The organism is Christiangramia echinicola DSM 19838, assembly GCF_000423065.1.
GTDB lineage: Bacteria > Bacteroidota > Bacteroidia > Flavobacteriales > Flavobacteriaceae > Christiangramia > Christiangramia echinicola.
Window position 1 is genome coordinate 170,750 of the sequence record NZ_AUHG01000012.1, and the last position, 15,416, is coordinate 186,165.

A 15,416-nucleotide genomic window follows, 5' to 3' on the forward strand; every position below is an offset into this window, starting at 1 on the left:
CGATTCCAATCTAGCCGGTAAATTCACGTTTACCGGCTATAATTTTTGGTTAAAAAAGCATTAAAATAAGCTTAAAATTAGCCTGCAGGAGCAAACATTATGTTTATTTGCAGCATTTACCCTAAACAAATGTTAGCAAGAATAAAAAGACATCCCAGGTTAAAGTGGGCAATAATTGTAATCTTAAGTTTAATTACCCTCTTCTTTTTATTTTTTGGAAGTATTTATTTTGGGCTATGGGGCAAGATCCCAAGCTCCAAAGAACTTACAGAACTTCAACAAAACAAGGCCACACAAGTACTTGCCTCTAATGGAAAACTCATTGGTAAATTCTATGTATTTGACAGGCAGCCTATAGATTTCGAACAATTTCCTGAACATCTTATTGAAGCTTTAATTGCAACTGAAGATGCCAGGTTTTACGAGCATGATGGGATAGACAATAGAAGTCTGCTAAGAGTATTCTTTAAATCTATTCTTCTACAGGATGAGTCGGCAGGTGGAGGTAGTACAATTACTCTACAATTAGCAAAGAACATTTATGGGCGTAGAGATTTTGGGATGTTCGGGATCGTGATCAATAAAATGCAGGAAGCAGTTATTGCTAAAAGACTTGAAAACATCTATTCTAAAGATGAGATCATAGAACTATATTTTAATACAGTTCCTTTTAGTGATAATACTTATGGTATTGAAAGTGCGTCGCTAAAATTCTTCAATAAACATACTTCAGAATTAAGCCTGGAAGAATCGGCAGTCCTGGTAGGAATGCTCAAGGCAAGTCATTATTATAATCCCCGAATATTTCCTGAACGCAGTAGATTAAGACGAGATGTGGTTCTAATGCAAATGGCCAGGAATAATTATCTTTCTATGGAAGAGGCTGAAGATTTAAAACTTACCCCGCTCATCCTGGATTATAAAAGTTATAGTCATGATAAAGGCATTGCACCATATTTTAGAGAACAGGTTAGAAAAGATGTAAGCAAGGTTCTGGATACCTTAAAGAATAAGGATGGTGAGAAATACAATATTTATCGCGACGGACTCATAGTGCATACTACCTTAAATTATGATATGCAGCAATTAGCTGAAGAAGCAATGCTGGAGCATATGTCTGAATTACAATTGGAGCACGAAAAGTCTTATGGGAATTACGCTCCCTGGATTCGAAATAAGAAGATCCTAAATGATGCCATTAAGAAATCTGGCAGATATCAATCACTTCAGAAAGAAGGCTTAAGTGAATCTAAAATACTAAAGAAATTAGAACAAAAGCATCCCACAGAATTATTTAGTTATGAGGGAATGGAAACAAAAAATGTTAGCACAATTGATAGTATTTCCCATTATCTTAAGTTCCTGAATTCTGGATTGCTAGCCGTAAACCCTGAAAATGGTGGTGTACAGGCCTGGGTTGGCGGAGTAGATTTCAGGTTCTTTAAATATGATCATGTGGCCCAAAGTAAAAGACAGGTAGGCTCTACATTTAAGCCAATTGTCTATACCGCCGCTCTGGAGAACGGGATTGACCCCTGCTCCTACTTCTCGGTTCGTGAAGTAACCTATGAAGATGGATGGACACCTTCAAATTCGTCTTCAGAAGGTGATGATCCAAATATGAATTATAACCTTAAAGCTGCTTTAAGTAATTCCATGAATACAATTGCGGTTAAGGTGCTCATGGAAACCGGAATCGGGAATGTAGTAGAACAAGCCCACAATATGGGAATTGAGTCTGATCTTCCTGAGGTTCCGTCTATTGCTTTAGGTACTGCTTCATTGAATCTTAGTGAACTTACTTCAGCATATACGAGTTACGTGAATAAAGGTCATTATTCAAAACCATATTACATTACTAAGATTGAAGATGGTAATGGAAATCTCCTTGCTGAATTTAAACCTGAAGTTTCACCAAATAAAGCATTTTCAGAAGAAACCAGGAAGATTATGATCAATATGATGCAGGCCACCGTAAATGAAGGTACTGCAACCAGATTGCGTTATAAATATGGACTTAAAAATGATATTGCCGGAAAAACCGGAACTACTCAGAATAATAAAGATGGTTGGTTCGTAGGAATAACACCGGAATTAGTCTGTGTTACCTGGGTTGGAGCAGATGACCACAGAATTGGATTTAGAAATACAGGTATTGGCCAGGGAGCGAATTCAGCTTTACCAATCTTCGCAAAGCTGATGCAAAAAATGAATGCAGATCCAGGATTTAATAATATCACTAATGCGAGGTTTGAGCCACTATCGGCAGATCTCGCTGAAATGATGCAATGCCCTCCACAGGAACGAGATAATTTCTTTGAACGCCTGTTCTCTGGAAAGAGTAAAGATCAAAAAAGGAATAAAGACGAAAAGAAGAAAAAAGGATTCTTCAAACGTCTATTCGGTAAAAAAGAAAATGATAATTAAAACTCCTTATTAATTGCCATTCTTAATTTACGGGAATAATCCTCTTCCAGCCAGTCTCTGTAATTCTTAGTACTCTTACTTATACAGTAAGAATACTGGCGTATACGGGAAGATATATCATCCTTAAGCTCCTTGGCAAGTATCCTGGCGTCGAATACATCTTCGCTATTCTCTACACACATCTTGACGTGTTGCTCCATAGACCATTCTAAAACAGCCTTAGATTTAAGGCCTTTTTTGATGACTATATCATATGCTGCCTCTACATCAAAGGTAACATCTTCAGTCTTTGAGAATTGCTCACGAACTTCTGGTGGCATCTGGTATTGAAAATCTCTTTCAATTTCCTCGTCACTAAGTAGATTCTCGAAATAAAAGTCTGGTGATCTAAAGATCTGTTTCCAGTCTACAGGAGTACTCCAATGTCCAAACCTGGCCATGTTATTCCCTAGGTCTATTACATTGAATTCGCTTTTATCCTTAAGCACACGAGAACCACGACCAATCATCTGGAAGTAAAGGGTCAGGGACTTAGTAGCACGATTTAGGATTATAGTTTCTACTGTTGGTTCATCAAATCCAGTAGTTAAAATACTTACCGAAGTAACGATAGCATCTGGAGTATGCTTAAACCACTTTAGAATATCTTTACGATCTTGCTTACTTGTTGTATTATCTAAATGTCTAATTGGTAAACCTGCACTTTTAAAAGTGTGATAAACTTCTACGGACGTATTAATTCCATTATTGAATATCAGAGTTTTCTTCCCTCTGGATCTTTCATGATAGGCCAGCAGTAGTTTTTCCTGCATACTATAATTAGAGTAGAGCTCTTCAGAAGACTTTACTGTATAATCCCCATTCATACCTACTTTAAGATTAGTAAGCCCCACATTATAGCTGAAGATATTCGCTTTCGCAAGGAAGCCTTTATCTATTAGAGAATTGATGGAGTCACCTACAATTAGTTCCCTGTAATTATCCTTCATAGGAAGTTTAATATTGGAACTTAAAGGAGTAGCAGTAACTCCAAGAATAAAACATTTTTCGAAAAACTTGAATAATTTTCTAAAGGAATTATAATGAGCCTCATCGATAATGACAAGTCCTATATCTTTAATATCCAGTTTTTCATCGTTTAAACGATTATTCAGGGTCTCTACCATGGCAACGAAGCACATGTATTCATCCTGATCTGGTAGTTCCTTTACTTTACTATTAATGATCTTGTTACGAACACCAAAGCCTGATAGCATTTTAGACGTTTGCTTACATAGCTCTATCCTATGGGTTAGGATTAGCACTTTTTTATTGGTCCTCTGGATATATTCTCTCGTCATTTGAGAAAATATCACGGTTTTCCCACCTCCTGTAGGTAGCTGATAAAGAAGATTGTAGTTCTCGGGATGCTCTTCTATAACCCCGAAAATTTTATTTATGTCTTTCTGCTGATAGTCATATAACTTCTTGTCTACTTTCTTCTTTTCAATACCAAATGTTTCTAACGCCATAGATTCCTTTATAAGTAAGCAATTTTGCAAAAATAAGGCATTTGAAGCTTTACTCAAAAATTAATTAAGGAATAAGAAGCATTAAAAATAAATTAGTTTCCTTTAAAATATTGTAATTTTGAAATTATCATTTTTACTATTATAATTTTTTCAACTTCTGAAAAAATAGCTGTGTCACATATCCCCCGGTTTTTATTTTAATCCAAAAATCCCGGTGGTTTGATCCCTGCAGAAAACTTATTTTCCAAATACCAGTTGGCATTAAATAATTGCGAATTATTTAATGATCTAAGTGAAACCCAGTGGATTGAATTACTGGAAGATTTTCATGAAGAAAAATGGAGTAAGAATTCCTGTATCATCAATCATCAAAAATTTCTTTTTCATTTCTATATCATTACCTCTGGCAGGATCAAGATGTATAATGTGGACGAATTCAGTGAAAAGGAACATACTTTATTCCTTCTAAAAAAATCTGATGTTTTTGATCTTTTCTGTTTGTTTGATGGCTCTAAACATCGGGTATATTATGAGTGCCTGGATAATATTAATGTTCTGGCTATACCTATGGATAAACTACGGGAGTGGTTAAATAAAAATCCGCATCAATATCAACATTTCCTTTCTTATGCCGGTAAGATGATGCGAGCCTTAGAATCAAATGTCTCACAACTAATATTTACAAACATTTCTACACGTCTACTAAAACTGCTTCTGGAAAATGTGAATAGTAAATCTAAAAAACTGGAACTTATTAATGATTTACCTAACAAAGAGATAGCTAACCTTATTGGCTCCACCAGAGCCGTAGTTAATAGACATCTTCAAATACTTAAGCAGAGTGGATCAATCGATATGGCCCGAAATCAGCTTGAAATAAGGGATATATCACTATTAATTAAAGAATTAGAAAAACAAAACAGAAACAATAAATAACAATACTGTGCTACGTAAGTAGTTTGTGTTCAGTCTTTTAAGAAGTACATTGTAAGCTCATTCCAAAAATTTTCATTCATTTAATCTTAAAAGTCATGAGAAAAATCATCACATTAATTTTAGTACTAAGCTGGGTATTCACCGCTAACTCCCAGAATGTAATTCAACTAGAGGAAACTCAGGTAAATTTTGAACCCACCGGTGAAATTGTATTCGAAAACTATGCAAATGGGATTATCAAGGTAAAGGAAAATTACCAAAGGCAGTTTCAGTCTAATGCAATCGCCTTCATCCATGAAAATTTTGATTTAAACAGATTTCGAAAAGAGTCTGGAAACGAAGATGGTAATATACATATAACTGTTACCAGCTCAAACGGACAATTAAGTGCAGTTTACAATGAAGATAATGAACTAATGAAAACCTATCAAAAATTTCATAATGTGCCATTACCTTTTGATGTAAGAAATCAAGTCTATGCAGGTTATAAAGGTTGGACTATTACCAAAGATAAATATATCGCTTACGGTAAGGAATCTAATATAGATCACGAGAAGTATGTTGTTTATTTGGAAAAAGACAATAAACGTGAAAAAATTAAGATTACTCCTGCACGTAGTTCTGTAACCGGAGTAGCGACTATAGAGAAGTTTTAAATTTTGAGGCTGTACGAAACTTTAGCGCTGTCTAGATCTCATAAGACAGAATGTTAAAATGTAATAATAGTAGTTAATAAATGGTTGATCTCTCAGATCACTAAATCACACAGAGTTAACGCTAATCTTTCGAACAGCCTTTTTATTATTCAAATAATTCTGAAGACAGATACCGGTCTCCCCTATCACAAATAATACTTACTACCAGTCCAGATTCTAATTTATTACATAATCTAATCGCAGCAGCTGCAGCTCCTCCACTACTCATGCCGGCAAAGATACCTTCTTCTTCAGCAAGTCGTCTGCTCATTTTTATTGCTTCTTTCTCGCTAACTTCAATAACCTTATCAACTTTCTCAGGCTTAAAAATCTTTGGCAAATAAGCTTCTGGCCATTTTCTTATTCCTGGTATGCGAGAATCATCTGTAGGTTGCACCCCTACGATCTGGATATCCTTATTTTTCTCTTTTAAAAATGTACTTGTTCCCATTATAGTCCCGGTAGTTCCCATAGAAGAAACAAAATGGGTGATCTTTTTATCTGTATCATTCCAGATTTCGGGACCAGTAGTTTTGTAATGGGCTCTCCAGTTATCATCATTCCCGAATTGATTCAGCATAAAATAGTCCCCAGACTTCATTTTATCTTCAGCATAATCTCTGGATCCTTCTATTCCATCATCTGCACTGGTTAAGATAACCTTAGCTCCATAGGCTTTCATTGTTTGTACTCGTTCTATAGTAGAATTCTCTGGCATTACCAATTCTATATCAAGTCCAAAAATACCTGCGATCATAGCCAGGGCTATACCGGTATTACCACTAGTAGCTTCGATAAGTTTTGTTTTCTTATCTATATCACCACGGTCCAGCGCACTTTTAATCATATTATAGGCAGCCCTGTCTTTTACACTTCCTCCAGGATTCTGGCCTTCAAGTTTAAAGTATAGATCTACTCCTGGTTTATTAAATACTCGTGTTGCTTTAACCAGCGGAGTATTCCCTACTAAATCTAATATTGAATCGTTCATTTGTCTATGGCATTTTTGATACTTATTTGAGGCGTATGAGAAACCATGGAATTTTCAGGAACAGACTTTGTTAACCAGACGTTCCCGCCAATAACACTATTTTCTCCAATTATTGTTTCACCTCCTAGAATTGTAGCATTTGCGTAAATAGTAACATTGCTTTTAATAGTTGGGTGTCGCTTTATATTTCTCAATGTCCGGTTCACAGTTAGCGCTCCTAAAGTAACTCCCTGATATATTTTCACATTATCTTCTATCACCGCTGTTTCTCCTATCACCACTCCTGTTGCGTGATCTATAAAAAAGGAATTACCAATTGTTGCACCTGGATTTATATCTGTACCTGTTGTGCTATGAGCACATTCGGTCATAAGACGGGGCACAAGTGGTAAACCAAATTTATATAATTCATGGCTTAGCCTATATGTAGCAATAGCATAAAAACCAGGATACGATAGATACACTTCCTCTACAGAATTCGCTGCCGGGTCGCTCTTTGCGATAGCCTGTGCATCTAAATTAAGTTTTTCCAGAATACCTGGAAGCATTTGCAGATATTCACTCCAAATATCCTGACATGGTGAACCGGGTTCCCAGCAAACTAATTTTGCGAGAACTTCAAAATCCATTCCCAATTCCATGAGATTGTCCTTCACAGGAGTTTGTTTATCAAATAGGGTATAAAAAAGTTTGTGAGTAAATGCTTCGGTTTTACTTTTAATACTCAAATTGAGATTAGGAAGGGTCTTCTGATTCTCGATCTGAGCAATTATTTTTTCCATTTCCATTGCAACATAATTAGACCTTCAAATTTACTCATTTAGAATGAACCCAAAAATTCTATGACCACAGTTAAATAAAGGAATTCTCAACGATTAGTTTTTATAGTTAAAAATTTATTAAGGTGAAAATCAGCTGATGTTTTCTGAAGTAAATTAGTGTACTAAATCATTATAAAATGGCACAGGAAAAAAGTCCTAAAAAAGATTCAAAGAGCCCGCAAAAGCAAGCTCCAAAATCGAAACCACAAGCCAAACCAAAGAAGTAATTCTTGTTTAAAAACTGGTTTGTTTGCAGGCCATCTCTCAAGGATGGCTTTATTATTTAAAAGATTATCTAATTAAGCTGAAATGACCCGTTTTATCATTGAAACCTTTGATTTTAATTCGATACCAGTAATCATCAGCTGGTAGGTTCATTCCATTTAATCTGCCTTCCCAATTGAAACTGCTTCCTTCACCGGATTTTATAAGTTTGCCGTAGCGATTGAAGATCTGAATTTCTGAACTTTCGAAAAATTCAATTCCTTTTAGTTCAAACCTGTCATTATAACCATCATTGTTCGGGGTGATCATTTCTGGGATCACAACATGTGCAAATTCTAAGATGTCTATCTTGCAATCTTCAGAATCTTTGATATAAGCCAAATAAATTCCTCCAGGTACCGAAAAGAAAATTGGAGATTGCTGATAATTGATCCCATCCAGAGAATATTGAAAAACTCCTTCTGCCCTTGCCACTATTTCTACGTTACTGCCATTAGATACAACCTCTTCTATTTCTGCATTTTCAACCAAAGAAACAGTGAATTTTTTAGTTGCAATACAAGCCTGTTCTGAAATGACATCTACTGAATAATTGCCTGGTGAATTGATAGCAATAGTTTCTGTTGTTTCACCGCTACTCCATACATAATCATATCCATCTACACCAGCACTTAAATTCAAATTAGAATCTGGACAAATGCTTAAGTTTTCATCCTGTAGAGTAGGTATCCTATTTATAGTTAGTGTAACCGAAGTTCGAGGTCCAGGATTACAATTTAAGTCTGTATTCACAGCTTCGGCATAGTAAGTGCCGCCAACTTGCGGTAAATAAGTACTGCTGTTCTCTACAAGTAAATTACCCCCTGTCTCCTCATCATACCAGTTCACTGTTTCATTACTGGCAACGGTAACCCTTAGAACAGGCGCAGGATCATTCTGGCAAATTGTTAGATCTCCATTGCTTTGAGGTGCATCTGGAGTTTTAATAATATCAACCTTGAACGGTTCAGAAGCAGAGCTGCATACATTACTGGTAAGATTAATTACATCCTCAGCCACTTTCACTCTAAAATAAACTGATTCGTCTATTAGAGAAGTTTGATAGGTACTGGTATTGGCTCCTGGAATATCGTCCCAGTTCTCAGAATTCGTACTTATCTGCCACTGGTAAAATTGTTGATCATAGACAGAACTATCTGCATTAGCTTCTAATTCCAGTCTTATGGGGGTGTTCTCTTCACATACCTTAAAAATATTCCCTGAATTTCCCTCTGTGGAAATTGTTGTAAGATCTCCACAGGACCTGAATATAATATCATCTATAGCCAGATCATTTCCGCAGCCTCCATCACCATTGTTGAACATTTTTAGTATCACCGCACCCTGTCCTGGCTCAGATCTAAAAGTAAGGGCAAATTGTTTCCATTCTGGATTAGACGTAGACGGGATAGAAGGTGTGTCACCTTCTTTTATTAAAAATGAATCGGTTTCATCCCAAATTTCAAAACGAACATTATTTGGTATTCCTCCTCCTTCGCATACATTACTGTCGCGATCATATATATTCATTAAAAAGGCTGAAAACTCGTAGGTCGTGTTTTCGCAAAGGCCTGCAACCTCTTTCCTGTAAAATCTACCAGCTGTAAAATCGGCATTTACAATAAGTGCCTTTCCTCCGGAAATGTTAGTGGCTGGTAAATCTCGATGCCATGAAGTAATTTGATTTCCTATTGTATTAGAAATGGTATATTCACCATCATGCGGATCCTGCCTAACAAAATTATAATTAGTAATTCCTGGTGCAAGTTGGCTTCCGGTTCCAGAGCCCTGACCAAAATCCTCGTGAAAAATGGGATCTCCTTTACTTCCTTCACAAAAACCCAGTTGAGCATGAATGGAGCTAAAGAGAAAAAAGAATATCAAGGCAAAAAAATACTTCATTCTAAATTTTAAAGGAAACGGTCGTTTAATTGATCAAATTGATAAAAATTGCTCCACTTCTGTTCCTCTGTTTCCTCCGTAATTTTATGAATTCTGTTTATGAAATCGGCAGAAATTCCTTTATCAATCACGAAATTTACAGCCTGTTCAAAAGATTTAAAAATACTTTTTTGAAACGACTCCGTAATATTCTCTTTATCTCTGGAATAAGTTTGAGCTATCTCTATATTATAGAACATAACATCTGCCAGGGAATGAGATTCCACCTCTAACTTCAAAAAGTGTTTTATTAGCTTGTGAGCTACAGATCTTCTAGTTTTTGGTCTCCTATTGTTAGGAGGAAAATATTCCTTGGATATTTTAAATTTCGCTTCTTTAACCAGTTTGTCTTCATTAGGATTGAATACGAAGTTGTAGAAGGTCTTGACATCATCAAAACGGGTATAAAGATCCAGGATTTGCTCTTCCAGATCTTCCTTTTCTAAAGATCCTATATATTTCTTTAATGCTCGTTTACTCATTTACGGCTTATTTAATTTGCTCACATTTACCTGAAGTTTTTCAGATATATCCAGCAACCATTCCAGCTGTCCGCTAACCAGATGTGCTTCCTGTAACTTAAACCTCATATCTTTATCTATCTGATTTTTTCCTGCCTTTATCTCCAAATCCCTCTGCTGCGCAAGTTTATAAAATTTCTCATGAAGTGACTTAGCGGCCAGGGAAATTTCCTTAGATGTATTCTCAATCAATTCTTTATTTTCCAGAAGGTTAACGCAGTTTTGAAGATTTAAAATTATACCATTAGTATAAACCTCAAAATCATTTGATGCACTGGTGGTTGGATGAGTTCTAATATAAGTTCCCAAAGAGGCCAGAGCAGATAAAAATGTATGATTTAATCCTACGATCTCATAGATAAGCCCCAGTTGTTTTTGTTTGGATTTAGGTTCCTGGGTCATACGTTGAAAAGCACCACTCAAAGCTCCCATATCTAAAAATGCTTTTTTCCTGGATAGCTTATACGAAACTGGTAATGAATTCTTTTCATGGTAATAACTATCTATTTCTTCCAGGTAGTTAATATTTGCCTTGATTGATTCTGCTATAACATTTTTAAGGTTTTGAGATTCCCATTTTGGCCATAATAATAAATTTCCGAAGGCAGCTAAACCTGCTCCAATCAAAGTGTCTACGATCCTGAATTGAATCACGTTTAGGACTTCAGGTTGTAATAAGGCATAAATAAAAATGATACTTAGAGTAATAAATATGGCAGCGGTAGTGTAGTTCCTTTGGATCAATGAAAAAGCCAGGGTCAAGGACAAAATTCCTAAAACCGCATAAACGGTGGTGTTTTGTGTTATAAAAACAATACCAACTGCTATTGCACCGCCAATAAGAGTACCTACAATACGCTTCCTGGTGCGCTGTTTGGTTAAACCATAATTAGGTCTCATTATAACAACTATAGTCAGTAATATCCAGTATGAATTTTGAACAGAAAAATAGTTCCCAATGATATAACCAACTAGTACTACTATGGCCAGCCTTAATGAATGTCTGAAGATAGCAGATGCAGAATTCAGGTTATTGATGAGCGCTTTAAAGCTATATTCCTGCTGGGTGATAAATTTCTGAACCTCTTTTTCTTTTACAAAAAGTTTTCTTTTGCCCTCAATATTCCTTAAGATCCTATCGATATTATTGATCTTTTGAGCCTGTTTTGTCTGGTAATCGTAGAGATTTCGCAGCATGATCATTTCTTCACGCCTCTGCCCCATATTTATATTATTCCTAAAGTTCTTTAAAGCCTCATCTATAGAAGCGATAGCTTTTGGAATTTTGTTTTCAGGAATTTCTGAGTTCTTAAGTAGAGAAAGTGCAATAATTTCTAATTGAGACGCCATTTTTAAACTAAAATCTGCGAATACTTTTAAAACATCTTTATCCTCTTTAAAATTCGATTCCAGGTTTTTATGATCTATAGGGTTTGCCATGGCCAACTCAAGCATATCTACCAGATCGATAAAGATCAAAAGTCTCTTTCTTCCATATCCTGAGCTTCCAGAAGATTGTCTGGAAGAAATAAGTATCTCTCTTAAGCTTTCATGATGCTCATTTAGATCACTTTGCTTCTGAAAAAGTTCTTTCTGAATTTCCTTTACATCAGATTCAGGTTTAAATAATTGAACCCTAAGTCTGAGGTAATCTGCCGTTAACTCCATGGTTTCGGCAATTAATTGTTCGGTAGCTCTTTCAGGCTTTAGTAAATACCAGCCAATACTAACAATTAAATACCAGATTCCTCCTGCTCCAATTAATAAGGATTTTTGCCAGATCTCTAATTCAGAAGATAAATTCGCGAAACTCAGAACAACCGCAAGTAAACCTGAAAAAGTCACCAAAGAAGCCCTGAATCCATATACCGACAAGTATGAAATTGAAAACATCATTATACCCAACATAGGTATGATTGTCCATATACTTTTTTCAGAATACCCGGCTATACAAAATGAAACAGCTCCCAGTAGAGCCGCAGAAAGAATTCCATATATTTTATGCTTGAAGCTACCCGGCACATCGCTGGGAGAAGACAGTAAACAACCCATAGCCAGGCTAACCCCGATTTCAAGGGTTCCAAACTTTGAAAATATACCAATAGGAATAACGATCGCAATAGTTAACACGATGGCCTTTGAGAAATCTGTACTTCTCAAAAACTTTATAAAATCATTACGGTATTTGCCTAATTTAATTGTCAATTCGTGTTCGTTTCAGGCCTTGAAAATAAAGCTTTATGTCCAGATTAAGGTAGCATTCCTTCTATTATCAGGAGTTATAATAAATAAAAAAGGTCCGGAAAAGCCGGACCTTCAATTTTAGACATCAATTTTTTATTGTTGTTGCTCAGTTGGCATGATATAAACATCATTGATATTCGCTCTTTTTGGTTGAGACATAGAATAAAAAATAGCTTCCGCAATATCCTCAGCCTCTAGCGGTGTCATTTCTTTGAAGTTAGAAAGTAGTCCTTCCTTGATCTCCTCATCTGTGATCGTATCGGTAAGTGCCGTATCAACAAAACCGGGTTCTATAGAGGTCACATTTATATTGAAATTAGGAGCAAGTTCCTGTCTTAGGCCTTCAGAAAACATTCTCACCGCAGATTTTGTAGCACAATATACAGCGCCACCGGGATACATTTTTCTACCTGCACTAGAGGAAATATTTATAATATTACCACTCTTTTGTTCCATCATCGTTGGAAGAACTGCCGCAACTCCATTTAGCACACCTTTTATATTGACATCTACCATTTTATCCCATTCATCTGTATGTAGATTCTTTACATAAGATAATGGCATTAATCCTGCATTGTTCACTAGACCATCGATGCTACCAAATTCTTCCCTGGTTTTTTCAGCAACTTTTTTCAGATCTTCTTTTTTGGTTACATCAGCTGGAACTACAATCGCTTTACCACCATTTTCTTTTTCGATCTTCGACTGAAGTTTATTCAATTCATCTTCACTTCTTGCAGTAAGTACCACATTTGCACCTTCCTTTGCAAGTTTCATTGCGGTAGCTTCACCAATACCACTTGATGCGCCAGTAATAATTACCGTTTTCCCTTTCAAACTCATATCAATTTTATTTTTGGTTCAGCTCTAAAATACTCCAAAAACCTCTTAGAACGATAGCAGATAAAGGCTTTGTCATGAATTTAACCCTATTATAGCATAGCTGTTAATTTTTTAATTATTGTATAGAATAAAAAAAGCCGATCCATTACGAATCGGCCATCATTAATATAAAATTCAATTTTATTTCTTTGGAGGTTTTGAAGGTCTCACTTCAATTTTACTTGGAAGCGTTCTTGGATTCATTTTTAAAAGGTCTCCAACCAGTTCTCCAATATCCTCGATCTGGATCTTCCAGGCATCAGCTTCAGAAGGTTCGTGATCATTGAAATATGTTGCTACAGATCCCGGCATAATCGTACTCACTTTAACGCCTTTGTCTCTTAGGTCCAGCATAACAGCTTGAGTGAATCCAGTCACACCAAATTTACTCGCATTATAAGCTGCTCCACCAGCGAAGAAGTTTGTGCCCGCTAAACTGGAAATTGTAATGATATATCCTTCAGATTTCTTAAGAGCATCTACACTTGCTTTTATACTGAAAAATACCCCGGTTAAATTAGTATCTATTGTATCCTTCCATTCTTCAACAGTTAGATCTTCCACTGAACCGAAATTTCCAATACCGGCATTAGCCACTAGTACATCTAATTGACCCCACTTATCCAGTAGTTTATCCACTGCCTTCTTCTGGCTATCAAAACTTCTAACGTCTGCCTCCAGGCCAATAACCTCACCATGTCCTGATAATTTTTCGGCGGCCTTTTCAGCTGCACCAAGAGATCTACTTGTTACAGCAACTTTATAGCCCATCTGTAAAAGTGTTTTCGCTACACCATATCCTATACCTTTACTACCTCCGGTTACCAAAGCTGTTTTATTTTCTTTACTCATAATTATTTTTTTGATAATTAAAGCTACTAAAGACGCTTATACCTCTGAAATTAAAACCTGTAAGATTGTGTTAATTTTAAAGGTTAAATACTTTATAAAACCTTATAAAAGACTTTTATAGAATCGTAAAAAAACTAACTTTGTCAACGGAAAAAATTCTATGGTTTAGAATTGTAATTTCACAAAGTCAATACTAACATAAATTAATAAAGACACCTTGGAAAATATAAAAGCACAGAAGTTACTCAATAAAATTCAGCGCGATCTTATGCGTAATGGAATTATAACAAATACGCTAGTTGAGGACCTTAAGGAATTGAGGAAATTTGTGGTTGAGGAAAACATTCCATTGCTTGCCAAGGTAACCAGATTAACATATGAGCATGTTGGTGAACATGAAGATTTTCTTATAGCTATCCCAGATGATGAACCTATTGAGTTAGATGAGGACTCTGAAGAGACTGAAGAAACTACAACCCTGAAAACCGAGGAAGTAAAAGGTCAGGAAAGTTTGGAGTACATGTTATCACTTATGGCAGAGCATGATAACAAACTTAATGAAATGGAACTTCGTGAATATGTCAAGGCCTTAAAAGAGCACGCAGGGGAAGACTATTAATTTTTCCTGGTGCCCAACTACCCTACTTCCACAGAAGGATTTCTAAATTGCTATAAATAGAAAGGAAATTAATGAAAGAGAAAGCGAAATCTAAAAAGAAGTCGCGGATACGCTTGTTGCATCAATATTACAATTATACTGGCTTTTACTCTTTTGTATGGAAGAGTGTCAAGAAAGCCGTTTTGCCTATTGTACTTTTTATTGGAGCTTTATGGGCTGTAGATCATTATCTTCTGGATATTGAAGATATGCTGGTGACCATTACTGAGACTTACGCTCCTTTCGAAGTTCTTGCTATTTTCTTCCTATCTGAATCTCTTTTAGGACTGGTTCCTCCGGAATTGTTCATTGCCTGGGCGGGCAAATCTGCAAGTCCGTTTTTATATTTATCATTTTTGGCGACAGCCTCCTATCTTGGCGGAATTGTTTCATATTACATTGGTGTTGGGATCACTAAAATTCCAGCTGTACATGAAGCCATGGAGCTAAGAATGGCAAAACATATCAAGAACACCAGAAAATGGGGTGGCTTCTTGATCATCGTTGGAGCCTTACTCCCAATTCCATTTGCAATGACTAGTATTGCGGCAGGTATAATCAAGTTCCCTTTCTCCAGTTATCTTATTTTTGGATTATTGAGGTTCGCAAGATTTTATCTCTACGCCCTGGTGATCTTCGAAATGGTTTAACGCTTTCCTTATAATTACATTAA

The 15,416-nt window shown here is 36.0% G+C and carries 13 protein-coding genes; 5 read left to right on the forward strand and 8 right to left on the reverse strand.

Going from position 1 to position 15,416, the window contains the following annotated elements:
- The first annotated feature begins 129 nt into the window (after window positions 1-129).
- Window positions 130-2,427, forward strand: a complete 2,298-nt coding sequence (locus G530_RS0110080) for a penicillin-binding protein 1A (RefSeq protein ID WP_026934416.1) — start codon at window positions 130-132, stop codon at window positions 2,425-2,427.
- Here the strand turns inward: G530_RS0110080 and G530_RS0110085 are convergent.
- Entirely contained in the window at window positions 2,424-3,938 is a 1,515-nt protein-coding gene (locus tag G530_RS0110085; RefSeq protein WP_026934417.1) for a DEAD/DEAH box helicase, read from the reverse strand. The two genes, G530_RS0110080 and G530_RS0110085, sit on opposite strands and share 4 nt — an antisense overlap.
- A 255-nt stretch (window positions 3,939-4,193) precedes the next feature.
- Here G530_RS0110085 and G530_RS0110090 point away from each other — a divergent pair, with 255 nt between their 5' ends.
- Both G530_RS0110090 and G530_RS0110095 read left to right on the forward strand, forming a co-directional pair.
- Entirely contained in the window at window positions 4,194-4,874 is a 681-nt protein-coding gene (locus G530_RS0110090) for a Crp/Fnr family transcriptional regulator (protein WP_240472147.1), read from the forward strand.
- Between the two features lie 95 nt (window positions 4,875-4,969).
- Window positions 4,970-5,530, forward strand: a complete 561-nt coding sequence (locus tag G530_RS0110095; protein WP_026934419.1) for a hypothetical protein — start codon at window positions 4,970-4,972, stop codon at window positions 5,528-5,530.
- Between the two features lie 145 nt (window positions 5,531-5,675).
- Here the strand turns inward: G530_RS0110095 and cysM are convergent, their stop codons facing one another.
- The 7 genes from cysM to G530_RS0110135 all read right to left on the reverse strand — a co-directional run bounded on the left by cysM (window position 5,676) and on the right by G530_RS0110135 (window position 14,085).
- Window positions 5,676-6,560: a cysteine synthase CysM gene (gene cysM / locus G530_RS0110100; protein ID WP_026934420.1), complete on the reverse strand. Its 885-nt coding sequence runs from the start codon at window positions 6,558-6,560 to the stop codon at window positions 5,676-5,678.
- A complete protein-coding gene (gene epsC, locus G530_RS0110105) occupies window positions 6,557-7,348 on the reverse strand; it encodes a serine O-acetyltransferase EpsC (protein ID WP_026934421.1) in 792 nt (263 codons plus the stop codon). Before epsC ends, cysM begins: the two co-directional genes overlap by 4 nt.
- A gap of 324 nt (window positions 7,349-7,672) precedes the next feature.
- Complete coding sequence (locus G530_RS0110115) at window positions 7,673-9,547, reverse strand: T9SS type B sorting domain-containing protein (protein ID WP_026934422.1); 1,875 nt, start codon at window positions 9,545-9,547, stop codon at window positions 7,673-7,675.
- Window positions 9,548-9,555: 8 nt separating this feature from the next.
- Window positions 9,556-10,068, reverse strand: coding sequence for a DUF6155 family protein (locus G530_RS0110120; RefSeq protein WP_026934423.1), 513 nt, complete (start codon window positions 10,066-10,068; stop codon window positions 9,556-9,558).
- On the reverse strand, window positions 10,069-12,312 hold the full coding sequence (locus G530_RS0110125; RefSeq protein ID WP_240472148.1) for an FUSC family protein: 2,244 nt from the start codon (window positions 12,310-12,312) through the stop codon (window positions 10,069-10,071).
- Window positions 12,313-12,444: 132 nt separating this feature from the next.
- Window positions 12,445-13,194, reverse strand: a complete 750-nt coding sequence (locus G530_RS0110130) for an SDR family oxidoreductase (RefSeq protein WP_026934425.1) — start codon at window positions 13,192-13,194, stop codon at window positions 12,445-12,447.
- A 180-nt stretch (window positions 13,195-13,374) separates the two neighbouring features.
- Window positions 13,375-14,085 carry an SDR family oxidoreductase gene (locus tag G530_RS0110135; protein WP_035716217.1) on the reverse strand — a complete coding sequence of 237 codons (711 nt, stop codon included), beginning with the start codon at window positions 14,083-14,085 and terminating at the stop codon, window positions 13,375-13,377.
- 217 nt (window positions 14,086-14,302) lie between these two features.
- On the opposite strand from G530_RS0110135, the gene G530_RS0110140 reads away from it, so the two are divergent.
- Together G530_RS0110140 and G530_RS0110145 are read left to right on the forward strand one after the other, a co-directional pair.
- On the forward strand, window positions 14,303-14,704 hold the full coding sequence (locus tag G530_RS0110140) for a hypothetical protein (protein WP_026934427.1): 402 nt from the start codon (window positions 14,303-14,305) through the stop codon (window positions 14,702-14,704).
- Between the two features lie 71 nt (window positions 14,705-14,775).
- Complete coding sequence (locus G530_RS0110145) at window positions 14,776-15,393, forward strand: YqaA family protein (protein WP_026934428.1); 618 nt, start codon at window positions 14,776-14,778, stop codon at window positions 15,391-15,393.
- Window positions 15,394-15,416 lie beyond the last annotated feature (23 nt).